17 protein-coding genes and 3 pseudogenes are annotated in these 23942 nt (G+C 42.7%); 10 read left to right on the top strand and 10 right to left on the bottom strand.

From position 1 onward, the window contains the following. The first annotated feature begins 46 nt into the window (after positions 1–46). Positions 47–1501 (top strand): phospholipase D family protein, encoded by a 1455-nt coding sequence (locus EYW48_RS08770; RefSeq protein WP_277432267.1) that lies wholly within the window; start codon positions 47–49, stop codon positions 1499–1501. 57 nt (positions 1502–1558) lie between these two features. Here the strand turns inward: EYW48_RS08770 and EYW48_RS08765 are convergent, their stop codons facing one another. Beyond that, positions 1559–3265, bottom strand: a complete 1707-nt coding sequence (locus tag EYW48_RS08765; protein ID WP_277432266.1) for an autotransporter assembly complex family protein — start codon at positions 3263–3265, stop codon at positions 1559–1561. A gap of 130 nt (positions 3266–3395) precedes the next feature. Between EYW48_RS08765 and EYW48_RS08760 the strand changes: the two are divergent. From EYW48_RS08760 to EYW48_RS08755, 3 genes and pseudogenes are all read left to right on the top strand, one after another. Continuing rightward, positions 3396–3608: pseudogene (locus EYW48_RS08760) on the top strand (hypothetical protein); the annotation flags it as partial. Positions 3609–3815: 207 nt separating this feature from the next. After that, positions 3816–4028: pseudogene (locus EYW48_RS22015) on the top strand (hypothetical protein); the annotation flags it as partial. A gap of 275 nt (positions 4029–4303) precedes the next feature. Next, a complete protein-coding gene (locus EYW48_RS08755) occupies positions 4304–5380 on the top strand; it encodes a PQQ-dependent sugar dehydrogenase (protein WP_277432265.1) in 1077 nt (358 codons plus the stop codon). 10 nt (positions 5381–5390) lie between these two features. Here the strand turns inward: EYW48_RS08755 and EYW48_RS08750 are convergent, their stop codons facing one another. Continuing rightward, on the bottom strand, positions 5391–6617 hold the full coding sequence (locus EYW48_RS08750; protein ID WP_274671782.1) for an MFS transporter: 1227 nt from the start codon (positions 6615–6617) through the stop codon (positions 5391–5393). A gap of 112 nt (positions 6618–6729) precedes the next feature. Here EYW48_RS08750 and soxR point away from each other — a divergent pair, with 112 nt between their 5' ends. Beyond that, positions 6730–7188 carry a redox-sensitive transcriptional activator SoxR gene (gene soxR, locus EYW48_RS08745; RefSeq protein WP_176247102.1) on the top strand — a complete coding sequence of 153 codons (459 nt, stop codon included), beginning with the start codon at positions 6730–6732 and terminating at the stop codon, positions 7186–7188. Then, a pseudogene (locus EYW48_RS08740) lies at positions 7175–7312 on the top strand (AraC family transcriptional regulator); the annotation flags it as partial. The gene soxR and the pseudogene EYW48_RS08740, both read left to right, overlap by 14 nt. A gap of 189 nt (positions 7313–7501) precedes the next feature. Here EYW48_RS08740 and EYW48_RS08735 read toward each other — a convergent pair. The 8 genes from EYW48_RS08735 to EYW48_RS08700 all read right to left on the bottom strand — a co-directional run bounded on the left by EYW48_RS08735 (position 7502) and on the right by EYW48_RS08700 (position 18392). Then, a complete protein-coding gene (locus EYW48_RS08735; RefSeq protein ID WP_277432264.1) occupies positions 7502–8737 on the bottom strand; it encodes a Rid family detoxifying hydrolase in 1236 nt (411 codons plus the stop codon). A gap of 663 nt (positions 8738–9400) precedes the next feature. After that, positions 9401–11356 (bottom strand): LTA synthase family protein, encoded by a 1956-nt coding sequence (locus tag EYW48_RS08730; RefSeq protein ID WP_277432263.1) that lies wholly within the window; start codon positions 11354–11356, stop codon positions 9401–9403. A gap of 254 nt (positions 11357–11610) precedes the next feature. After that, the gene (locus EYW48_RS08725; RefSeq protein WP_277432262.1) at positions 11611–12774 is read right to left on the bottom strand and encodes a tyrosine-protein phosphatase; all 1164 of its coding nucleotides are present in this window, start codon (positions 12772–12774) and stop codon (positions 11611–11613) included. A 218-nt stretch (positions 12775–12992) separates the two neighbouring features. Next, positions 12993–13232, bottom strand: a complete 240-nt coding sequence (locus EYW48_RS08720) for a thioredoxin family protein (RefSeq protein ID WP_253910169.1) — start codon at positions 13230–13232, stop codon at positions 12993–12995. A gap of 120 nt (positions 13233–13352) precedes the next feature. Next, the gene (locus EYW48_RS08715) at positions 13353–14360 is read right to left on the bottom strand and encodes a permease (protein WP_171981190.1); all 1008 of its coding nucleotides are present in this window, start codon (positions 14358–14360) and stop codon (positions 13353–13355) included. Between the two features lie 130 nt (positions 14361–14490). Continuing rightward, positions 14491–15054: a sigma-70 family RNA polymerase sigma factor gene (locus EYW48_RS08710; protein WP_171981189.1), complete on the bottom strand. Its 564-nt coding sequence runs from the start codon at positions 15052–15054 to the stop codon at positions 14491–14493. A gap of 414 nt (positions 15055–15468) precedes the next feature. Next, positions 15469–16839: an L-serine ammonia-lyase gene (locus tag EYW48_RS08705; protein ID WP_274700159.1), complete on the bottom strand. Its 1371-nt coding sequence runs from the start codon at positions 16837–16839 to the stop codon at positions 15469–15471. Between the two features lie 11 nt (positions 16840–16850). Next, positions 16851–18392 (bottom strand): sodium:solute symporter, encoded by a 1542-nt coding sequence (locus tag EYW48_RS08700; RefSeq protein WP_277432261.1) that lies wholly within the window; start codon positions 18390–18392, stop codon positions 16851–16853. A 337-nt stretch (positions 18393–18729) separates the two neighbouring features. Between EYW48_RS08700 and EYW48_RS08695 the strand changes: the two genes are divergently transcribed. From EYW48_RS08695 to EYW48_RS08680, 4 genes are all read left to right on the top strand, one after another. Beyond that, positions 18730–20025 (top strand): MFS transporter, encoded by a 1296-nt coding sequence (locus EYW48_RS08695; protein ID WP_277432260.1) that lies wholly within the window; start codon positions 18730–18732, stop codon positions 20023–20025. Positions 20026–20151: 126 nt separating this feature from the next. After that, entirely contained in the window at positions 20152–21168 is a 1017-nt protein-coding gene (locus EYW48_RS08690) for a nuclear transport factor 2 family protein (protein ID WP_277432259.1), read from the top strand. 177 nt (positions 21169–21345) lie between these two features. Beyond that, the gene (locus tag EYW48_RS08685) at positions 21346–22431 is read left to right on the top strand and encodes a porin (RefSeq protein WP_277432258.1); all 1086 of its coding nucleotides are present in this window, start codon (positions 21346–21348) and stop codon (positions 22429–22431) included. 256 nt (positions 22432–22687) lie between these two features. Continuing rightward, the gene (locus tag EYW48_RS08680) at positions 22688–23692 is read left to right on the top strand and encodes a LacI family DNA-binding transcriptional regulator (RefSeq protein ID WP_053310594.1); all 1005 of its coding nucleotides are present in this window, start codon (positions 22688–22690) and stop codon (positions 23690–23692) included. The last annotated feature ends 250 nt before the right edge of the window (positions 23693–23942 follow it).

Genomic DNA, 23942 nt, shown 5'->3' with positions numbered 1-23942 from the left:
GGCCTTTTTTATAACCATATTTCAACAGTTTACGATGAGAGTTACTATGTTGACTAAAACACTTCGTACCTTTTGCTCTCTGCTACTTGTGGCGCTTATCGCAGGATGCGCACAGCCTTACCCCAAAGTAGAACCAGACTTTGAATCAGATTGGCAGGCGCAAAGCTATCATGCAGAGCTTGCCCTGCTCGCCAGTGCACCAGAGGCTTTTGCCAAACGTATCCAATTGGTTCGCAACGCAAAATCATCGATTGATATGACGTATTTCGACTGGGAGAAAGACACCTTAGGCATCTTGCTATTAAGCGAAATCAAATTTGCTGCCAACCGCGGCGTAAAAGTAAGGCTCACCCTTGATGACCTCATGATATTCGACGAAAAGTGGCTTGCCGAACTCGATAGCCACGAAAATATTGAAATCCGTATATTCAACCCGTTTGATTCTCGAAAAATAGGGTGGCTTGGCCGTGCGATTAACTTTGCCTCGAATCAAGACAGATTAGACAACCGCTTACATGAGAAATATTTTAATGTTGACCATACGAACATGATTTTAGGTGGGCGGAATATTGGTAGCGATTATTTCGGTTACAACAAAAAAGCAAATTTCTTTGATTTGGACGTACTATTCCAAGGTGATGTCATCAAAGCCTTTGATGCCAACTACAACCATATGTGGAACAGTAAGCATGTGACCCCCATCCAAGAACTTATCGAAGTCGATGAGAATCATCGTTATGCTGACTTCTATAAAACAATGGCAAAGGCAAACAAAGGCAATACACCGGTCATCCAAGATATCTATGACCAAGTCGCCAAATTGAAACAGCCTGATTTGATTAGTGCTGAGGTTACTCCTGTCTTCGACTCGTTAAAAAAACTCGAAAACAACAAGCCTTATTTTCGTACGCGAGCCGAGCGAACCATCAAAGCTGAGTTGAATGCCGCTAAAAATGTGATCATTTCAACCCCGTATATGGTGCCGACGCAAGGTAAGTTCTCTGTAATAGAACAGCTCGAAAAGCAAGGGACAGAGGTGACTATACTCACCAACTCTTCGGCATCGAATGACTCTGGGTTTATTCCAGCGTATTACCAAAAGCATCGCATCACACTATTAAATAAAGGTGTTGACCTGTACGAATATAAAGATACGGCCCACAACGAAGATCATTTCTATCATGGTGATACTTTTTATCATAACAAGGCGCTAATCTTTGACGACAGGCTAAGCTTTATTGGATCTTCCAACTTTGACCCCAGATCAGACTTTTTAAATCTGGAGTTTGGATTGTTTATCCGCAGTGACGCTTTTGCCAAACACTTGCAAGAGTATCTACTGGGAGACAAAGACTTGTTCTGGAAAGTGACACTGGATGAACAAGGTGAGCCTCTATGGTCATCCCCTAGTGAAACATCCGTTGATAACCCTAACTATGGTGCTGAACACGAGTTTATCGATTGGATTTTTAGGAAAATGGACGCTGAGTTCGAGCTGTAACCGACAACAAAAAAGGGCTTAACCATTGGTTAAGCCCTTTTTTAATACAATTTTAAGTTAGAACTGAGTCCCAATTGAGAAATGGATTCGAAACTCATCGCCCTCAGGTGCATCTAATCCGTAAGCAAAATCAACTTTCATTGGTACGTACTTGGAATTCCAAATTAAGCTCAAGCCTGTTCCACGCTTCAAGGCAATATCGTCGTTAAACGCATCACCAATATCATAGAACGCGCCCAACCAAACTTGCTGGTAAACCTGATACTGATATTCAAAACCAGCGGCAAACATATAACGAGCCCCTGTTAACGCACCATTTTCATCTCGTGGTGAGATCGACTCATAATCATACCCACGTAAATTCTCGTCACCACCAGCAAAAAAACGAAGCGACGAAGGAACATCTTCAAGTGAATTAACAATATTAATGCCGACATTTGAACGAAAATGAAATTTTTGCTTCTCGCTTATATCCCAAGATAACACGCTGTTCCCTTCAAAATGAAGCAACCGAGAATCTGAAAGTAAGTAAGGCTCTGAGTATTCTAAAGAATAAATATGCCGATGATTCAATTCCAGTTGATCATTTTTACGCTCAAGCTGAGAAAAAGTGATGCCTGGCATTAGCAATTGTGACTGACTATCTTCTGATGCCTGTTGATATTGCTCTCGTAAATACCTCACATGCATCGTACTTTGCCAGTCACGTTCTAACTGCCAGTGCTTTTCGAACGTAAGTTTGTTGGTAAAACTCGCTGTATCTCTATAATCGACACGCGTAGATTCAAACTGAATACCGTAGTAATCCGTTAGAACGTTTTTGGTCGGTATTTTGTAACCCATCAAAAGCGATTGTTCAGGTTGAGAGAGCGATGCTTCCGCATTCAAACTATGCCCACGACTGTTATACCAGGGCTTAGTCCATTTAAGTGATGCTCTAGGACCTAAGTCTGTCTTATAACCACCACCAACTTGGACTATGTTTCGCGAATTAGGGACTGTCGACACTTCGATAGGCACTTGGTTGTCTTCGGTTTTTTGATCAAAATTGCCTTTTACCGCGACACTGCGAAACCAGTTAGTCTGTGAAAGGTTAGATTGGTATTCGCCCAGTTTGATGGAATTAAATCCATCCCCTTTAGCAAATGGACTTAAAGCTTCAATACGATCGTTTTCTATAACCGAGCTCACCACAGAAACTTCGCCAAAGTGATAACGAACACCACTATCAAAATGCACCTTTACATTCGCTTGGTTCATGCTTGGGATCACTTCTATCACTGACTGCACAAAATGACCTTCTAAATAGCCTTTTTGTTGTGCAAGGGACAATAAGTTTCGCTTCAATGAAGCGTAGTCTGAATGAGAAAGGGGCTGCCCTTGTTGAAGCTTGGCGGCATCAGTCAAATTAATAAAATCTTGATCTTGGGCTGCTTCTCCCGTGATCAAGATGCTAGAGCTCGAGATAAGCGTTACTGGACCAACGTCCACATCAATGGACACCTGTTCATCTGCATTTTTAGATACATTAAACTTGGGGTGATAATAGCCGTATGGGTTTAGTGCATCATTAACTAACTTTCTGAGTTGCCCTTGAGAAATGTTCTTAGCAGGGGTTTCAGACAATGGCGAGAGATAGTATTCGAGGTTTTTCTCTAATGGTTTAGCCAACCCTTGAATCGTAAATTCCGCTGCAAAAACATTGCAAACAGGGAGCGACGCACAGATTGATATACCCACTATTTTTTTTACCAAAGAAGCCATATGTCTGTTTGCGTTAATCTTACACTTCAATAGTCTATTGCGGTGATGGGAATCAAGTTAATCGTATATGCAGGACGATACCCTCCCTATGTGACTAGTCACCGATGCTAAGAGGCACAATGTGCTGTACAAAAATACCGAGCTCTATGAGTTAGCGCAGAAAATGATGCCAGCTATCAAAAAGTCGTATCAAGAGACCAAAGACATTCAAAAAGAGAACCCAACAGCCCAGCAAGCTTATGTTGATTATTACTGGAAGCATTGGGATGACTCTAAAAAAACTGAAATTAATAAGTGGTATAAAGTTAAAACAGTGATGACCGCTGACAAGCTGATTGTTATACCCTTCCTACTTGAAATTGCAGCGGTGTTGGCTACGTTATTTCACCCCAATCACATAGTTTATCTATGCTCATGGGGATGAACTCACTTGCCGCCTACCTGAAACTTCAAGTTGTTTGGGTATATCGAACATGAAGTTTCAGCAGACCTAAATACTGAACTGGTTTTAAATAAACATATTGAGCGTAATAGCCAGAAGAAAAATGGTTTAGATTATGATGACAATAGTTCATATGGCTCTGATAGCTGGGTCAGACATAAAAGTGCGTACATTGAAAATACTCCGTTTGATTATACTCAAATAATAACGTCTAAATATTCTCAAGGTAACTGGAGTAGAGGTCATTATTACCAGAATGGAACAAGCCTTCTTGAGTGTTCAAATGATGGTGTGAGTTGGTCAAAAGAGACTTGTAAGTAAGGCTGAAGTCGTTATCTAATTATTCTAGGATCAATACATGATAAAAAATCCAGTGTCGGCAAGATACTGGATTTTTATTTTTGGTTCATCGCCATTTGGCTTTGGTTTATCGAAATCGACTAAGCGATAAAAATGAGTTTTACAACAGCAATGCTCTGCACTAGCCGATTTAGTTCATATCGAATATTTTACATTTATACACAACTGATGCCCTGCCATTAGCCGAATTTGATGCTAATTTGTAGATACAGGCATACTTCAGATCGGAAAGAACCATGAGAACAGTTGTCACAACACTACTTATTTGTCTATCCCTCTCAACCTTGGCAGCAGAATACCGAGCTCAAGAAGTGGCTAATGGATTCCAGATCCCTTGGGGAATTGAGTTTCTTGACGATCAACACGTTGTTGTGACAGAGAAAAATGGCACGGTTTCGTTGCTCGATATTGCGTCTGGAAAAAAAGAAATGCTCCATCGCGTCTCAGATGTTAACACTAGCGGCCAAGGTGGGTTACTTGATGTTGCACTCTCACCTAATACAGACGCACAAAATCCGAAACTGTTCTTCACTTATACTAAACGCACCGACAAAGGTAATACTGTTGCATTAGCCACCGCAACACTACAAAACAATGCTCTGCTCGGCTGGAAAGATCTATTTGTTGCTGACGCGATAACTGATACTGGCCGGCACTATGGGAGCCGCATTGCGTTTGTCGACGATAAGGTTTACTTCACCATTGGTGACCGAGGCAATCGCGACAACGGACAAAATACCCAAACGCATGCGGGGGCTATTTTGCGCCTTAATCTCGATGGTTCTGTTCCTCAAGATAACCCTTTTCATCCAGCCCAAGCCAAACCTGAAATCTGGAGCTACGGTCACCGAAACCCTCAAGGTCTCTTTTATGACGAAGCAACCAAACAACTATGGTCTATCGAGCATGGACCTCGTGGGGGTGACGAGATCAACCTGATTAAGAAAGGCGCAAATTACGGGTGGGCAAGAGTCTCTCACGGTAAAGAATATTGGGGACCACTGGATGTCGGTGAAGCCGAATCTCTGCCGAACATGGAAGATCCAATGTTGGTTTACATTCCTTCGATCGCACCAAGTAATATGGTGTTGTATCGTGGTGAAAAGTACCCAGAATTGAATGGTAAAATATTAGCGGGTGCACTGAAATTAGCACACATTAATGTGGTATCGATTAAAAACGGTAAGCTAACAGAATCAAGTCGGTTGCTGAAAAACCTTAGCGAACGTGTAAGAGACATCACCATCAGCCCCGATGGTTATATTTACTTTTCAACCGATAGTGGAAAAATCTTCCGTCTCCAGCCTCAGTAACCAAACTCATTTATGAGCCTACGCTCGGTTGAATAATCGTCCTCGTTGTAAGCTCTGGCCCTTTGTTCAGGCGTATCATAATCAAGACCGCCATAACCATAACACCGGCTGCAAGCAAAAAACCGAGTTGAGTTATATCGAAATGACTTAAAAAGGCGATGGCGACATAACTGATACTTTGGGCTAAGGTTGCAAACATTTGTAGCCCTCCGTCTGCTCGGCCACGTTGAGCAATACTAATACTGTGATGCATCCAGTTTGTACGAGCAACACGGTTTAAGGCGTTAAATGTGCCAAAGAAGAACGTAAACATCAGTAGTAGTTGCGGAGAAAATGATAAACTCATGCCAATGAGCATGATAGCGACTAGCCCCATTGAGCCAATCATAATAACTCGATGAGAGCCTAAACCTAATAACCTTCCGACAAACAGACCAGTCACTAATGAACCCATTCCAAAGGCGATGTTATAACCTGCAAACCACTCACCCGAGATGCCTATTTCTGAAAACCAAATAGGCACTAACTTAGTGAGAAAAGTGAGTATTGGGTAGCTCAACGCTGAGAGCATTAAAAAAGCATAAAAGTGTGGTCGCTGCGTGAATATCTCTCTACTCGCCTTCATTTGCGCCATAAAAGAGACCGACATTGACTGACGTAATTGTCGGCGATAAGGTGTCAATATATAGCTAACACTCGCGATTGCAGAAGCTATCGCAGCGAAACACGAGAATTCAAACATCCCCCATATTTCTAGTAGCACAACACCCAACGCCCCTGCCCCCAAAGTCGTTCCCTGCATGATGATCTCTTGTTTTCCAGAAATCGAAGCATATTCATGTTGATAAAAATTCTCTTGGGTAAAAGCATTATTGGTTGACCAAGCTAAATTGCTAGAAGTCCAAAACACCATCTGGGCTGCGGCGAGTAACCAATGAGATTGATATCCAAACCCATAAGTCAAAGCGACTAATGCGGCAGTACTTGCTTGTAATAATTGAACCAATATCAGCAGTCGCTTTCTCGAACAACGATCAATCAAGGTTGAGAAAAATGGTGTCAGAACAAAAGAAAGACCTGTGCAAGCTAAAGCAACCATAGCAACAAAAGAACCCATATTAGGCGTAGATAGCATGATCCAAGGTAGTGCCATCATAAATAGCCCTGAGGAGATGCCATCAAAAAAGCGTCCGGCCAGATAAAATTGTGTGGGAGTTTTTATTACATTCAATTCCATATTTGTATTCCATCGATTGCCAATTTGATGCTACGTTAATGCCTCAAGTTAACTTTAGGTAAAGCGCTTTTTCATTTAATTAGGGACAAAGCTCGGTCGATTGGAGAAAAATATGGAAATGACAGTTGGTGAAGTCGCTCAAAGAGCTGGTGTTAAAGTCTCCACCTTACATTTTTATGAACAGAAAGGGCTTATCTATAGTTGGCGTAATCAAGGCAACCAACGTCGCTATCATCGAAATGTGTTGCGCAGAATTGCGGTGATCAAAGCAGCGCAAATGGTTGGTCTTACCTTAGAAGAAATAGCAGAATCGTTGGCTAATTTACCAAAACATCAGGCACCAAGTCGTCAGCAGTGGGAAAAAATGGCCTCAAATTGGAACGCTATGCTTGAGCATCGTATTCGGCAGCTAAAGGCACTACAAAATGATCTCGGAGGCTGTATTGGCTGCGGTTGCTTATCCATGGAATCATGCGCTATCTACAACCCGCAAGATATTCGAGCAGAAACCTTTGCCGGCAAAACCCTAATCACACACCCTGAAGAATGGTCTGACGACGTTGATACGTAAATTGAAACAGGAAGGGACACAATACCGAGAGCTATTGTCTGAAGTACGGATGAACCATGCACTAAATTTTGGCTTAACAGCAAGTGCTTATATGAAGACGATAATCAACCCACCACGAACATAAATGTTATAGTGAGTTATTTTAAATTACACACATTTTTATATTGATCACTAAAAACTAAAAACTAAAAACTAAAAACTAAAAGCAGGAATAATCACTTGACTGATACTGAAATCAACAAACAAATAGACCTGCTTATTCTCTATTTAATTAGGATAAATAGTTTAACCTTCGTAAATAACAATAAATTACTTATTCTTGCGGAGGAGTTCCTTCACAATTAGAAACAACTGCATCAATTTGTACTAATGCATCCATAGAAATAGCTGAAACACCAACGACTGTTCTTGCAGGAAGCTCACCTTTAAAGAAAGTAGTATAAACTTCGTTTACCGCGTCAATATCTTCAATATGTTTAAGTTGAATATTTACTTTAACAATATCATCCATAACATGATCAACACTTTCTATGATAGCCTTAATATTTTTCAAACATTGTTCCGCTTGCGCTTTTACATCACCGGCAACTATTTCACTTGTTTGTGGAACAACAGGTAATTGACCAGAAACATGGTTGTAATGAGAAAAAGCCACGGTATGCGAGTAAGGCGCTTGTGGTGCATTTTCTGTATTATTTGCTTCAATCACAAGTAGACGAGTATCTTCTGGCAATTGTGGTGGTGTGCCGTCACCGTGTGACACTGCGGTATCAATCTGCACCAACGCATCCATAGGTAAAGCGGCTGCATTAACAACAGTGCGTGCCGGAACATAGCTTGGGAAATATTCGGCACAAACTTCATTGACCACTTCAATATCTGAGATATTTTTAAGGAATATCGTTGTTTTCACGATATCGCCCATTACATGATCGATACTTTCTAGAATGGCTTTAATGTTATTTAAACACTGTTTTGCTTGCTCTTTAGCACCACCTGCAACCAATACACCTGTGGTTGGATCAATAGGCAATTGAGATGAAAGGTTATTGTAATGAGAAAAGGCAACGGTTTGTGAATACAAGCCTTGTGGTGCATTATCTGTGTTCCTTGAAACTTTAATAAGTGCACATGGAGCTTGTGGAGCAGTGCCTTCACCGTTTGAAATAAGCGCATCCATTTGAACTAAAGCATCGCTCATCGGTAAAGCGGCAACCGCGACAGTCGTGCGGGTAGGAAGAGAACTTTGGAAAAAGGCTGGATAAACTTCATCTATAGCCTCAATATCGGCAATATTCTTAACGAAGATATTAATCTTCACCACATCGTCCATAACGTGGTCAATACTTTCCACTATCGCTTTAAGATTTTTTAAGCACTGTTTGGCTTGGTCCTTTACACAACCCACTACAATTTCACCTGTTGTAGGATCTATAGGTAGTTGAGCTGAAATATTATTATAATGAGAAAAAGCTACAGTTTGAGTAGATACTGTGCTTTTAGGTGCGTTGTCTGTATTTCTTGAAACTTTTACAATATCGCCAGTCATATCGAAATTTATCCTATTATATATTGCAGGAATACGTATTTATATTTAATAGATCGTATTGGAAAGAATGATTAAAGTGGCGCAATGGTAAGTAAATTTACTCGGTGTAAATGTGACATAGTACAAATTATCATTTTCTAGAAGACCATAAAAAACCGGATAAATAGTCACTTAACGACTAATTATCCACATTTCTAGGAATAAATTAGATTAATTAATATTTAGCACAAGAATGATTCGAAAATAGTGAATAGAATCCCAGAGGTTAAATCCATTAACTCTCTTAATTTATCGAAATTTTGATACCTTGTTCACAACAATACAGTTCAAATACTCACATCAGCTCAATTGATACGATTTTTATGTCTTTATAAATGAATAAATTATCTGACAAACTCAAGTGTGTCATTCTTATGTTAAAGAAAATGGTAATTTTTATTTCAATCATCATCTATACCCAAACAACTTGAAGTTGCAGGTAGGCGGCAAGTGAGTTCATCCCCATGAGCATAGATAAACTATGTGATTGGGGTGAAATAACGTAGCCAACACCGCTGCAATTTCAAGTAGGAAGGGGATATATTGTAAACATTGAATGAAAGAAATAACAAAGGCGAACCAATGGTTCGCCTTGTACTTTATTATTCACTAAACCGCTAAAAACTAATATTTATCAGAAGCAACGTAGTAGTTTTCTTTAAACGCTAAACTTCCCCACATGGCATTTGCGTGAGCTCGCTTCACCACATCTGGATCTACCGCTTTTTCTGTTAATGTGTCTGTTTTTCGATCGTATTCATAAGTTGAGATACCCTGTCCAGGTTGGATAACTACCACTTGGTTATCAGCTGTCATATAACCGTAATTCTTATCACGCTGCATCATAACACGCTGTTTTTCAACAGGAACATCACGAGTCAAGTCATGCCCAATCATTGGGTTTTGGCTGCTAATACCGGCTAGTGAAAGCAACGTCGGTGCTAGGTCAATTTGGCTTACAAGACGATCATCGATCTGATGTTCAATTCCACCACCAAAAATCACCGCAGGGATTCTGAAGTAATCAACTGGTACTGGTTGGTTACCTTGCGTTCTTGCGTCATGGTCTGCAACCGCAATAAAGATGGTGTTATCCCAATAATCCGATTTTTTAGCCGCTTCAACAAACTGCCCTAACGCATGGTCAGCGTATTTCACCGCATTTTCAACCGTCTGTTTCGGCTCATTATATGGCTCAATCACGTTGTCAGGATATTCAAATGGGCTGTGATTGGATGAGCTAAATACCAAACTGAAGAAAGGTTTCCCTTCTTCATTCATTTGTGTGAATTGTTGGTTTGCTTTTTGGTATAGATCTTCATCTGATGCGCCCCAAGAACCAACAAACTTAGGATCAGCAAAGGTTGGGAAGTCTTGCATGTCGACAAAACCATTACCTAAGAAGAAGCTCTTCATATTATCAAAATGGCTTTCACCACCATAAATAAATTGAGTATGGTAGCCACGCGACTTTAGCAAGTCTGCTATCGAGAAAAAGTTAGTTTGGCTTTTACCTAACTTGACAACAGAGCGTGCTGGTGTTGGAGAAAAACCGGTTGTCATCGCCTCTATACCACGTACCGAACGTGTACCTGTTGCGTACAAACGAGTAAGTGCCCATCCTTCATCAATCAGCTTATCCATGTTAGGTGAGACATCAATCCCGCCTAATCGACTGACATAGCGTGCACCGTGACTTTCAAGTAGTAAGATAACGATGTTCTTTGGTTTCCCTTGATATGTTGCCTGATGCTTAGCCATACTTGGTTGAGTATCTGAAACAAAATATTGAGCATCAATGTTCATCGATGCATGAATCTCATCGATCACCTCTTGCTTCTCCATTTTGGGATAGAACTCAAATGCGTTCGCTTCAGATTTCATCTGTTTAGCCGCAAAAATAACAGAGAATGATGAGTTAAGCGTTAAATCGTTGATCAATGGATCACTGGAAAATGAAACCATGGCTGGGTTTAGAGGACGATGACCCAATGAAGAACGCGCACCTAGCACCCCCACAGCAATGACTAACACTGCCAATAGCGGTCGCCAGTACCATTTAGGAAAACTTAAGTTAGCAACTAACTGCTTGCTCCACTTCCAACCTAAAACAACCGTCAAAGTAGAAACGACCGCGCCAATAAGCAGCTCTAACTTGTAGCCCGTCCACAGCATGCTGAACACTTCTTTCGGGTAAATAAGATATTCAACAAACAAGCGGTTTGGACGTAAATCATATTCCATGATAAATGGCGGAGTGGCCACTTCCATATACACGATAAGCCATAGACCCAGTGTGATCCAGACTCTTAACACCCAATGCCAGGCGCGTCCAACAATGTGGTCACCAGACAATAAACAAGAGAGCAGCGCGGGTAAAATAAGTAGATAACATAGCGATACAATATCGACTCGCAAGCCACTAAAGAAAATGGTCAGCCAACCGTGAGCGTCACTGACTCTGTCAAAATGCCAGATCGCGAGCCCTAAGCGAGATACGAAAAATATTGCAATCCCCATAAGGAAAACGGCAACGATAGGATACAAGGGACCGAAGTAAGGTTTTAGTTTATTGAGCATAAATTTCAAGACGTATTATTATTGATTGAATTAGTGGATGATACTGTATGGCATAGCTAAAACGAATAAGTTCCTCATTTTTCCTAAAGACTCTTTACTTTCGTGTGCACTAACATCAAGTTTTGTATCAATTCGCTGAGTATTCCACCAACGATGTAGAAAAAATGTCAGCATTAAACCAAAGCTTGAAACAGATAAAGGTAAGACTCCTGATTTATAATTAACCACCAAAATTTAACCGCCCATCTGATTCTCTAACTCAACTTTTGATACGCACTATTAATCATTGATTTTTCAAGCCCTAAATTTAATAAATAGCCATACACAACCTGACGACCATCATCAAAACAATTCTCTCCAAGCGCGTTGGTGAGCGCAACTTCAAGCAATTTAAAGCTTCGATACTCACCAATACCCAGCTGATTGGTCAACAAGTAATTGCTTTCTATATCAGACTTAGTGGCCCCCATAAACAGTTGTAAAAAACCAATAACGACGCCAGTACGATCAGACCCTAACCGGCAATGAACATGGAATGGTGCTTGCTCGTTTGCAATGATCGTGATGATCTGTTTGATACCATCTTGAAAACCAAGTTCATTATCATTAAAAGCCTGATTAAGATGCGACATAAAATAAACCGTCTCGTAAGACATCGGCACTGAATAGACACACCCTTGAGACCAGAGCTGTTGATAATAACTGGCCCCCTGTTGTTCTATTTCTTGTTTAAGCTGGTGATCCGTTTCAGACAAATTGATGATATTGGCGATCTGGTACTGTGAGAGCAGTTTACGTACCGCTATTTGTCGGAGTTCTTCGAGCGATTTAAGTTCTGCTATATGAGATCGAGATGGTGAAATCGGATGATAAGAACGATATAGGCGCTTGGGTTTTAAAGCTCCTCCTAATACTGATCTAAAGTTGGCTAGCGACTCTTCACTCGAATAATCTTCTCGTTGCTGCTTAATCATAAAAGAGGCTTCACTTGCTTGATGTATCTGTACCAATTCATTCTGGCTTGGATTTTCAGCCAACAGCAAATAGTTGAAACTTCCATTAAACTGATTGTTGAAAAAATAACCTTGCGGATGACAGTGGTCGAAAGGTAACGCTTGTTCTAAATCTTGATCCCAAAAAAAGTATTCACAATAACCAGAATTACCGATGTGCAGTGCTAGCTCTTTGGGTTTAATCAGCGTCAGCGAATCGCCCTCTCGGTGAAACTTAAAATCCTCTTTTACTTTCCAATTGGTTGCGTTACCGACAAAAAAGATATTATTGCTCGCTTGAATTGGAATATTGAAAATAATATTGTCGCCACGATATTGATAGTGCATCACTTTGCTGAACCTTAAATATAGACCAATATATACCCAAACCACTTGAAGTGGCAGGTAGGCGGCAAGTAAGTTCATCCCCATGAACATAGATAAACGATGTGATTGGGATGAGCGCACCTAGCCAACACAGCTGCAACTTCAAGTCGGAAGGATATGGATAAACTCAGTCTACCGAAATGGTATATACAAAACATGAGATATGAACGACACAAAGAGAAACTTGTGACAGTAACAAAACTTAGTAGGGGTCGCCTAACATCATCGCTGGCATAAAGTGTGTTAGGCGAACCTAGTTAACCCTCCAACCAGCCACATATCATTTGCACTGTTGGGATGGAGCCGCAATGGACAACCGTTTCATCCAAAACTACCGCAGGTGTAGACATCACTTCGTAATCCATAATCGTTTCAAGATCCGTCACCTTCTCAACGGTGACTGTGACACCCATCTCATTTGCCACTTTTTCAATAAGCTTCGCTGTATTGAGGCAATTAGCACAACCTGAACCTAGCACTTTAAATATTTTCATCATCGACTCCTAATATACCCAAACAACTTGAAGTTGCAGGTAGGCGGCAAGTGAGTTCATCCCCATGAGCATAGATAAGCTATGTGATTGGGGTGAGTGAACGTGGCCAACACCGCTGCAACTTCAAGTAGGAAGGGAATAATTCCAAATAGATAAATTAAACACCCACCCCATGACCGTAAATGCAGCGAGCAACAAACAAAAAAGTAGCCCTAATAGACGCCATTGCATGACCTGCTTGAGCATCACAAACTCCGGAATGCTGGCAGCAACAGTACTCATACAAAATGCCAACGTCGTCCCAATCGGCAATCCTTTAATCAACAGACTTTCCATGATGGGGATCACTCCAGTTGCATTAGAATAAAGTGGAATGCCCAACAAAACAGAGGCAGGAACAGACCACCATTGCCCTTGCCCTAGGTGAGCTTCTATCCAGCCATCGGGCACAAACCCATGCAAACCCGCGCCTATACCCACCCCGATAAATACCCATATCCAAACTCGCGAAACAATAACTACCATTTCGTGTTTGGCAAAAGCGTGGCGGTCTGCCAATGTCATCTGTGCAGTCATAGTCGGGATTGACGTTTGTGCTTTAACATTTTGACCACGCTGAAGTGCTTTCATTGCTAATGGTTGAAGCCAACGTTCTGCGCCAATCGAATCTAAAAACCATCCGCTAGTAACACCAATTAACATTCCGACAAACACATACATCAGCATGAACTTCCACCCGAGTAAACTCACTAACAACAACACCGCAATTTCATTGATTAATGGAGATGTGATCAAAAAAGCCATGGTTATCCCTAACGGAATACCTGCCGTTGTAAATCCTAAAAACACCGGGATACTAGAACATGAACAAAATGGTGTAATAGCCCCAAAGAAACTACCAGTTACATATCCGAAAATACGTCTTTTGCCCGCAAGGTAATGGCGGACTTTATCTACATTTAGCGAAGCCCGAAAAAGAGCAATTACGTAAATCATGACCACTAGCAACACCATGATCTTACTAGTGTCTTCAATGAAGAAATGTACGCCATCGGCCAATTTTGAATTGGGCGTAATAGAAAAGACTGAATAGGTCAACCAATCTGCAAGCAGCGAGAATACTTCAAACATGACAGCTCCCATATGGCTATTGTTGAGCCGATAACCTGATACATCGACTTATCGCTTTGTCATAAGACGAAAGACGAGCTAAAAAGATGCAAAGTTTTAGGATTAATTGACCAAATATAAGATGGATGAGTTATTTTTCAGGAAAAAAGCAGCAAACTCGCTGCTGTTCATCAAAACGGATCCGGCATTGTATTTTCAGAATCTGCTTTAATTTATAACGCGCGCGTTGAATACGTGACTTGGTTGCCGGTAAAGTTAAGCCATGTTTTCGTGCAAATATTTGCTGTGGTTCGCCATTGAGATCACACGCTTCTATGATTGCTTTATCCGCTTGAGAAAGTTGATCCAACGCTTTGGGTAAACATTGCGCGAGGCTATCAATTACGTGCGGATCTTCATCACATTCGCCATGTAATGACAATATTGCGTCATCATCAAACATTACCTCTTTCGTCTTTCTCCACTCATCAACTTGTAAATTGTTGGCGACACGAAACAACCAGGAACGTTGATTTTTGATATCACAAAATGCTTTTTTCTGCAGCAAGGCACGTAAAAATGTCTCTTGAAGAAGATCAAAGGCTAGCTCTTTGTTACCACATTGCTTAAGTAGCCAATGAAATAGCTCAGACTCCGTTAAATGCCAAGTCTGAAGAAGGCATGGAACAACGGTAGGATGAGAAGTATCAGGCATAACAAGCTCGCTTACACATAAAGGTGATGCGTTGACATCTTACAGTGATTCTCATGCTCAAAAGATTCACTGCTAGTGATAAAAACCAACACCCTAATAATAACGAATCCCCCCACAAAAAAAGCGAGCTATCTAACAGCTCACTTTCGATGTTCAATATTCTTTGAATCTTACAACCATTCCACTGTCCGCTGAGCAATCACGAATTCTTCATTGGTTGGGTTTCTATTAGTATCGCATCAACTAACAGGGATTTGGACAGAACCTCGTCAATGAGTTTGCTAAATTAGAGGTTCAGTTATAACTTTAAGTATTGAAAAATAGCTTTTACTTATCTACTTGGGTTAAGTAAGCAATTCTTACATAATTGTCATAACGGTAGATAAATTTTAGATGTCAGATAATAATTACACCCTAATCACAAGGTGGAGACAGATGAATTAGTGCTAATCCTCCTAATGACGTTTCTCGATACTTTTTGTTCATGTCCTTGCCGGTTTGGTACATGGTTTCAATTACCTTATCTAAAGAGATCAGGCATTTGCTGTTACGTTTGAGTGCCATACGAGAGGCGTTAATCGCTTTCATCGCTCCCATGGCATTACGCTCAATACACGGCACCTGAACCAAGCCCCCTATGGGGTCACATGTCATACCCAATGAGTGTTCCATGGCAATCTCAGCAGCAATACAAATCTGCTCATTGCTACCACCTCGAAGTGCGGTCAAGCCTGCTGCTGCCATAGAAGAAGAGACCCCCACTTCGCCCTGACACCCTACTTCAGCCCCTGAGATCGATGCATTGGTTTTGTACAAAATGCCAATCGCACCAGACACGGCGAGAAAATCCTTTAACTGTTTTGTATCTAGCTCTTTGATAAAACGATGGTAGTACATTAGCACTGCTGGAATAACACCCGCCGCGCCATTGGTCGGAGACGTCACGACTTGGCCGCCAGCGGCGTTTTCTTCACTTACGGCAAACGCAAACAGGTTTATCCAATCCATGATTTCCATTGGGTCGTTTTCGACCGCAGCGTTTGCTTCGAGCTTTTTCAACAAATTTGGCGCACGGCGAGTGACATTCAAACCACCATCAAGAATACCTTCCGTTTCGAAACCGCGTTCCATGCAACGCGTCATCACACGCCAGATCTGTTCTGCGCGCTGATTGGTGGCTTCCATATCCTGAAACGCTTGTTCGTTTTTCAGAATCATGCCGCCTAGGCTCATACCGTTCTTCTCTGCTTGTGCCAACATTTCGTCTGCGCTGGAGAATGGGAACTCAACCTCTACGGGTGCAGTCGCACTGCCATTTTGCAGTTCATCCGCCGTTGCGATAAAACCACCACCGATAGAGTAGTAAGTTTCAAAACCAACCTGATTGCCGTGCGCATCTAACGCAGTAATCGTCATGCCATTCTCATGCAAAGGAAGGTTTTCTTCATGGAACAACATATCCGTTTTGTAGTTGAATTCGATTTCATGACGGCCATCGACAGACATCATGCCCTCTTCAATCGCCTTGCGCATCGCTCTGTTCGCGGAAGCAATTTTGATGGTATCTGGCTTGTTACCCAACAGACCCAAAATCGTTGCACGGTCAGTATGGTGACCAATCCCCGTTAACGAAAGTGAGCCGTATAAATCGACTTGAATACGAACCACTTTTGCCAAGTTCGATTCAATCAAACGTGTGAAGCGGTAACCCGCGATCATTGGACCATTAGTGTGAGAGCTAGAAGGACCAACACCAATCTTGTAAATATCAAAGATGGACAGCATAAACTTACCTATTACGACAATACAGCATAAAGCCAATCAGGGAGAACCATACAAGCAGCAATGGTCGCCACGGCGAACACCAATAGCCCGTAATGGCTTGCAGTTGGCTTTGCAAAAAGATGTTTTTGATTATTGATAAAGATTTGTTGTTCGGCAGTCACGGAGCCCCAACGACGACTCACCAACACACCAAACAAAAGGAAGACAAACGTACCGATTGGCGCGAACCACGGCCAAGCCATATCTAGGTACATTGCAGTAAACACCGCAATCACACTCATGATACTGCCGACGATGACGCCTTTCTCATTCGCTTTCGCCCAGAATAAGCCAAGCACGAATGAACCCAAGCGAATACCAACGAAAATAGAGGTCAAACTTGCGATAGTTTTGAGTACCGATTCATTCGACACCGCCAGAAGTGCAGGCACAACCACCAGTGCAGCAGAAAGTAGACTCATCTTCCTTGCTACTTTCTCGTAGTGCTCGTCATTTGCACCTTTACGAACAAACCGTTTGTAGATATCAAAAGTGGCAACGGTTGCCATTGAATTGTATGTCGAATCCAACGTCGACATCGCTGCCGCTGCGAGTGCAGAGATAACCAAGCCAACCACAATTGGATTGGTATGGTTGAAGACAAAATCCAAGATCACTTCATTGCTGTTCTCAAACGATTGCTCTTGATAAAAGACGCTCAACAATACTCCAAGTACAGCAAAGAACAAGTAAATGAAAAAAGAACCGTAGCCACAAAGCAACATCGATTTTTGTGCGGTTTTCTCACACTTCGTCGCCAGCGTACGTTGGATGATCAATTGATTGGTGCCGTACACACTTAAATGCAAAAAGCTCACGGCGACCACTCCAGCCCAAAGCGTCGTATCTACCCCAAAATCAAAGTCTAAGTTGATGATATTGAGGTAATCTGGCGACAAATAATCTGCCGCATTAATCTCTGTCATCAGAATAACGAAGATGGCGATACTACCCGCAACCAATACTGCGGATTGCAGCATATCGGTCCAGATAACCGTAGAAATCCCACCGGCATAGGTATAACAAGCGGTGAATATACTGATATAGATAATCGCCTCCGAAATACTTATTGGCAAAACTTGCACTAATATCAACGCTACCGCATACAGAATCACACCTGCAGAAATGCATTGAATCACAATGAAAACAATCGAGTTAATGGTTCTTGCATACACCCCAAATCGATGTTCGAGGTATTCATAAATCGAAGTCAGCCCTAGCTTGTAGAAGACGGGCACAAAGAAAATAACGGTGAAAAATATAACGATGGGATAGTTAAGATGAATACTCATCGCTTCCATGCCAGAGCTATAAACCCAGCCCGGCATACCCACAAATGTCATCGCGCTGATATAAGTTGCAAGAATCGACACACCTGCCGTAAACCAACCAAATTGTTTTCCACCCGTTGAAAAATCACCACCAACTTTATAGCGTCTGTTTACTAAATAACTGATAAATAAAGTGGTTATTACATAAAGAGCAACAACAAAAAGGCTTGAGCACGTAACCATACATGGGATTCCGTTTATAATATTTCGCAATTCATTCCGCACCAATATTACTCAAAAATAACTATAATCCCCAAAAAATCACAACAAATGTGATTATCATCACCAATATAGATGATTAAACGCCCAATAAATCGCAATCTAGCGATATTATGAGATCAAGGTCACCAACGCACACTCAATGGGTGCGTATTCATTCCAAAATTGACTTTGATCACGGATCTAATAACCATAAAAAATCTATTATCCCTCTCGAAATGAAGATCGTGTGGTGAACATCAATTACCACTACACAGTACTCAAAACTTAAAACACCCCATAAAATTAAGGTTTATCGGCCATGACAACTAAAAAACACATGAGCGAAGTTCCTATGATTCAAAGGGTAGCTGCTTATCTTGCAATTCTAGTGGGCTACTTTTTCTATTGTTATAACTTTGTAATTATTGACTACGTACGCCCATACATCGTTGATGCGTATGATGGTATTAACTTGGCGGATACCGCTCAGTTCTATACATGGCAGTCGCTTGGTGCACTTATTGGTGCTCTAAGCTGTGCATGGGTTGCATCAAACTTTGGTAAGAAGTCGACTCTTATTGTCATCACAGCACTGAACGGCGGTGCAACCATCATCAACATGATGTTTACTGACTACGCTATGTGGGCAGCGATGCGTTTCATTATCGGTATTTCTTTAGGTGGTTACTTCACGGTAGCGGTAAGCTTGATGATCGGCCTCTTTACACCAACGGTTCGCGGTAAGTTAACGGCATTTGCTTCTTCTATGTTCTCTGTGGCTCTGATGGCAATGGGTGCGTACGCAGCGTTTATCTCTAGCATTGACGCTCCTTGGCAGAGCCTAATGTGGGTAGGTGGTATTCCTCCTTTAGTTGCCGCTGCATTAATGATCTTCGTCCTGCCTAGCGACAAGAAAGTGATCGCTTACGGCGAAGAAGGACAAGCAGAAGCTGAAGCGTCAAACACACCAGCACAAAAAGGTTCTTGGGGCGAAATGCTAAGCGCGCCTTACCGCAAGCTAACCATCACTTGTCTATTACTGGCGGGCCTTAACTTCTACGGCTACCAATTCTTCTCTGGCTTCGTGACAACTTACCTAAAAGAAGTTCGCCAGTTTGACGGTTCAACTATCGGTATCATCTTCTCTATCTCTGCATTCGGTTCTCTATTCGGTGCTTGGGTATGGGGCGCAATCGCGGATAAGTACGGCCGTAAAGTGAACGCGTTTGGTTTCATCCTTGCGGGTGTAATGGCTTCAGTATTCTTCGTAGCGCCAAGCGACGTGATGATCGGCAGCCTAAACATGCTGGCTATCCTAGGTCTTATCTATAACTTCGGTCTAGCGGCTTCTGCGGTATGGGGTGGTTACTTCTCTGAGTTGTTCCCTGCTCACCTACGTAGTTTCGGTGCAGCACTGTTCCACGGCGGTCGTATCATCGGCATGTGGGCACCAATGGTGTTGGTATTCATCCAAGAGCGCAGCGACCTTGCGACAGCAATGTGGGGCTCACCAATCGTATGGATTGTTGCTGGTCTACTGTGGCTATCTCTACCAGAAACACTGAAAGGCGGCATCTTCGACAAAAACAAAAAAGCGGAAACAACAAAAGCTTAATCCCCTTTGGTTGAAGGTCTCTCAGGCAAGAAACAAACATCAATCCGGCTGAATAGTCAGCCGGTAACAAAATCCAAATCGAGTCCTGTTCCGAATGTTGACTCGACAACACAAAGAGAAATTATTATGTCTAAATATCAAGAAGCGAAACGCGTTGTACGTGAATACTTCAGCGCAATGGAAAATGCAACTCACGAGAACGTGGCAGAAGTACTAAAAGCACATACTTCAGAAGATTACCTATGGCGTGGTGTTTACCCATTCCGTGAGCAACAAGGCGCTCAAGCAGCGGCTGACGTGTTCTGGGCTCCTTTGATGAAATCAATGACTCGCATGCAGCGTCGTCAAGACATCTTCATCGGTGGTGAGAACGAAGTAACATCAGGTGAAATTTGGGTAATGAGCATGGGTCACTTCATGGGTCTATTCGACGCTGAATACCTAGGCATGCGCCCAACAGGCAAGATCATGAACATCCGTTACGCAGAATTTAACTGTGTTGAAAACGGCAAAATCACTAAAACTGGCTTGTTCCTAGATCTACTTGGTGCGATGGATCAAGCGGGTTGCTACCCACTACCACCATCAACAGGTAAGCACTTCGTATATCCTGGGCCTCGTAACCACGACGGTCTGCTGTTCGAAGACGCAGCACCAGAAGAAGGCGTAGCAACACTAGCACTAGTGAACAAGATGGTTGATGACCTATCTGCACTAAACGACAGCGGCGCAATGGGATGCCCACCAGAAGTACTAGCGAAGAGCTGGTCTAAAGACATGATCTGGTACGGTCCATGTGGTATCGGTGCGTCTTACACAATCCCTCGTTACCAACAGCAGCACCAATTGCCGTTCCGTAACAACCTAAAAGACAAGAAGTTTAACGGCCACGTATGTCGTTTCGCAGAAGGTAACTTCTCTTGTTTCTTCGGCTGGCCAAACCTATCTAACACGCCAATCGGTGGTTTCCTAGGTATGACAGGTGGTGAAGTACGTGCAGACATGCAAGTGGTTGACGTTTACTACCGTGACGGCGACAAGCTATCTGAGAACTGGGTACTGATCGACCTTCCTTATTGGCTAAAACAGCAAGGTCTAGACGTGTTCGAGCGTACTCAACAGATCCTAAACCCTTCTCTATAAGAAGTCCTAGGGGCGGATTGTCAACCCGCCTTTATGTTGCCTGAATCCCCTCTCGGTTCAGGTGACATGCTCCCAACTCGTGCCTCAAGGATGGGGCACAACCTCAAGATAGAACCCTTATTCAAAACGGGCATGAACGTACGGTGGCTTTCTGCACCCTGAATAATGAGATTGATGATGAAAAAGTCGACCCTTTCTGCAGTGATTTTAGCAGCGCTTACTTCTAGCTCAGCCTTTGCTGCACACACTTTTGTTAATGACGCTGGCGACAGCCTAACCATCGATGGTCGTTTCGATCTTCGCTACCAAGACCGTGGCGGTGATGACAACGGCGAATGGAACAGCGGCAGCTCACGTTTCGGTTTGAAAGGCCAAATGGGTCTGGATAACGGCTGGACTGGTTTCGGTCACGCGGAATGGGGCTACAACTCTGGCGCGAACGGCGACAACATTTACGATCGCTTGCTATACGCAGGTGTTGATCACGAAAAATACGGCAAGATTGCTGCGGGTACTAAGCAGTGGTCTACCTTCTACGACGTAGCATGGTACACCGACTTAGGTCGTGTATTTGGTACTCGCGGCTCAGGTGTTTACAACCTAGCAGACTGGGGTATCGCATCAGGTGCTGGTCGTGCAGAAAACTCTATTACGTACCGCAACTCGATCAATGAGAAAGTGAGCTACGGCTTTACATACCAAACCACGCGTGAAGATGTTGCCCTAGCAAGCAATGCGACAGCCTCACTGAAAAACGGCATGGGTGCGTCGATCACTTACAAACCAGTTGATGGCGTAACACTTGGGGCGGCTTACCATCAAAATGAAGTTGCCGATCTAGACGCAAGCGTGGTTGGCGTAGAAAACGGCGACAGCATGCGCATCATGCTATTGGGTGCAAACTATAGCCACGGCGGCTTCTATGCGGGTGCGACTTTCCATGTGGGCGAAAACTGGGAAGCAGTAAGCCAAGGCGGTACGGAGGTGATGTTCGATACCCTAGGTGGTGAAATTTACACTTACTACCACTTCGACAACGGCCTACGCCCAACGTTGAACTACAACTACATGGAAGATCGTGGTGACGAGACGGAAGGTTACGAACGTAACTTACTAATTCCTAGTCTTGAATACCACTTCCAGAAGAACAAATTCCTAGTTTGGACTGAATACCAGTTCGACCTAGGTAAAGATCAGTACGATGGCAGCAAATTCGAAAACCGCGATGACCAATTCGCGGCTGGTATTCGCTACTACTTCTGATAACCACGAGATAAGTTATTCCGGTTACGTAACTTATCCGATTCAGTGGAAATGGGAAATAAGAGCAAGCCTTACCTTTTTGGGTAAGGCTTTTTTCGTATACTAAATATGAAATGTGACTTGGGTTCTACCCAAATTACACCACCAAAGGCAAACTAACCCATTATTTACTTAAATCTTGCTTATTTCCACTTATGACTACGTACCTATTTGTGTTAACCTAGTCACAGTTAAACTGACTTATGAATCAACTCACATGAATCCTGCAAAACAAACCGTAACATCGAAGGACGTCGCCAAACTGGCTGGCGTTTCTCAATCTACTGTATCGCGTGTGTTTGTTCCGGGCAGCTCAGTGTCAGAAAAGACCAAGCAAAAGGTCTTCGAAGCCGCGAAAGCCCTAAACTACCGTCCAAATGCTTTTGCACGTAGCCTGACCACAAACGAATCTAAGTTGATCGGTTTGGTATTCCCAGATGCGGACTACCCTATCCACATGAAAACACTTCAATTAATTTCAAGTGAATTGCAGAAGCAAGGCTACTCAGCGGTGTTGATTCCATGGCAAGTGGATGATGAAGACAACCACTCGATCCCAAACATCTTCCAATACCGAGTGGATGGTGTGATCGCCGCTTCGGCCACCTTCAACAAATCACTTTATGAAGAGTGTGAAGAGTTCAATATCCCTATAGTTCAGTACGCGCGCGTCGTAGAAGGCACCAAGAGCAGTTACGTCATCAGTGACAACTACGAAGCGGGCCAACAGGCCGCACAAGTGTTACACGATAGCGGTGTGGAAAATGCGGTTTACCTGACAGGTGAAGTGCCAACGTTTACCAACGACGAACGCCAAAGTGGCTTCTGCTCAGAGTTTGAAGATCTAACAGGTAAAACGCCGCGCATCATTGAAGCAAGCTACGACTATGCAGGTTCACTGGATAAAGTACGTGCCATGCTGGCCGATAAGAATCGTCCGGAAGCCGTGTTCTGCGCGACAGACAACCTTGCAATGGCTGTTATGGACATTGCGCGTATCGAATGTGGTATTCGCATACCTCAAGATCTGAAAGTCATCGGATTCGACAACATTCCACAAACGGAATGGTTGAGCTACCAACTGACCACTTTCCGCCAAGACTTCCGTCGTCTCGCTCGTGAATGTGTAAAGATCATCGTTGATCAAATAAAAAATAAAAACAGTAGCTTGGTGAAGATGATGGTGCCGGTCAAATTGGTTAAAAGAAGTACTACGTTGTAAGGCATTGACCTTGATACTCTAGAGTTATTCTATCGAATGCTTCAGCCAGTTAATTCGGATAAGTTTTGCTAATTAATAGGTATGGAGTCAAGAGTTCGATGGGCATTTACACTAAACCATTTCGGGGCGTGCGACGTGAGGTCGTATGAAGCGCTGTTCACCGCTTAATGTGTGAACCATCTGTATCACCAGATGAACCTAGGACTCTGAATAAAGTAGCGAGTCTGACAATGTAACGAAGGCTGGTCAT

Origin of the sequence: Vibrio sp. 1180_3 (assembly GCF_029478545.1) — a bacterium.
Taxonomy (GTDB): Bacteria; Pseudomonadota; Gammaproteobacteria; order Enterobacterales; family Vibrionaceae; genus Vibrio; species Vibrio aestuarianus.
Note: the sequence above shows the minus strand (reverse complement) of the source record. Positions and strands in the feature narration are given on the sequence as shown.

Coding starts and splice junctions, on each gene's coding strand:
- EYW48_RS08770 (WP_277432267.1), top strand. CDS start 47: ATGTTGACTAAAACACTTCGTACCTTTTGCTCTCTGCTACTTGTGGCG.
- EYW48_RS08765 (WP_277432266.1), bottom strand. CDS start 3,265: ATGGCTTCTTTGGTAAAAAAAATAGTGGGTATATCAATCTGTGCGTCG.
- EYW48_RS08755 (WP_277432265.1), top strand. CDS start 4,304: ATGAGAACAGTTGTCACAACACTACTTATTTGTCTATCCCTCTCAACC.
- EYW48_RS08750 (WP_274671782.1), bottom strand. CDS start 6,617: ATGGAATTGAATGTAATAAAAACTCCCACACAATTTTATCTGGCCGGA.
- soxR (WP_176247102.1), top strand. CDS start 6,730: ATGGAAATGACAGTTGGTGAAGTCGCTCAAAGAGCTGGTGTTAAAGTC.
- EYW48_RS08735 (WP_277432264.1), bottom strand. CDS start 8,737: ATGACTGGCGATATTGTAAAAGTTTCAAGAAATACAGACAACGCACCT.
- EYW48_RS08730 (WP_277432263.1), bottom strand. CDS start 11,356: ATGCTCAATAAACTAAAACCTTACTTCGGTCCCTTGTATCCTATCGTT.
- EYW48_RS08725 (WP_277432262.1), bottom strand. CDS start 12,774: ATGAACTTACTTGCCGCCTACCTGCCACTTCAAGTGGTTTGGGTATAT.
- EYW48_RS08720 (WP_253910169.1), bottom strand. CDS start 13,232: ATGATGAAAATATTTAAAGTGCTAGGTTCAGGTTGTGCTAATTGCCTC.
- EYW48_RS08715 (WP_171981190.1), bottom strand. CDS start 14,360: ATGTTTGAAGTATTCTCGCTGCTTGCAGATTGGTTGACCTATTCAGTC.
- EYW48_RS08710 (WP_171981189.1), bottom strand. CDS start 15,054: ATGCCTGATACTTCTCATCCTACCGTTGTTCCATGCCTTCTTCAGACT.
- EYW48_RS08705 (WP_274700159.1), bottom strand. CDS start 16,839: ATGCTGTCCATCTTTGATATTTACAAGATTGGTGTTGGTCCTTCTAGC.
- EYW48_RS08700 (WP_277432261.1), bottom strand. CDS start 18,392: ATGGTTACGTGCTCAAGCCTTTTTGTTGTTGCTCTTTATGTAATAACC.
- EYW48_RS08695 (WP_277432260.1), top strand. CDS start 18,730: ATGACAACTAAAAAACACATGAGCGAAGTTCCTATGATTCAAAGGGTA.
- EYW48_RS08690 (WP_277432259.1), top strand. CDS start 20,152: ATGTCTAAATATCAAGAAGCGAAACGCGTTGTACGTGAATACTTCAGC.
- EYW48_RS08685 (WP_277432258.1), top strand. CDS start 21,346: ATGAAAAAGTCGACCCTTTCTGCAGTGATTTTAGCAGCGCTTACTTCT.
- EYW48_RS08680 (WP_053310594.1), top strand. CDS start 22,688: ATGAATCCTGCAAAACAAACCGTAACATCGAAGGACGTCGCCAAACTG.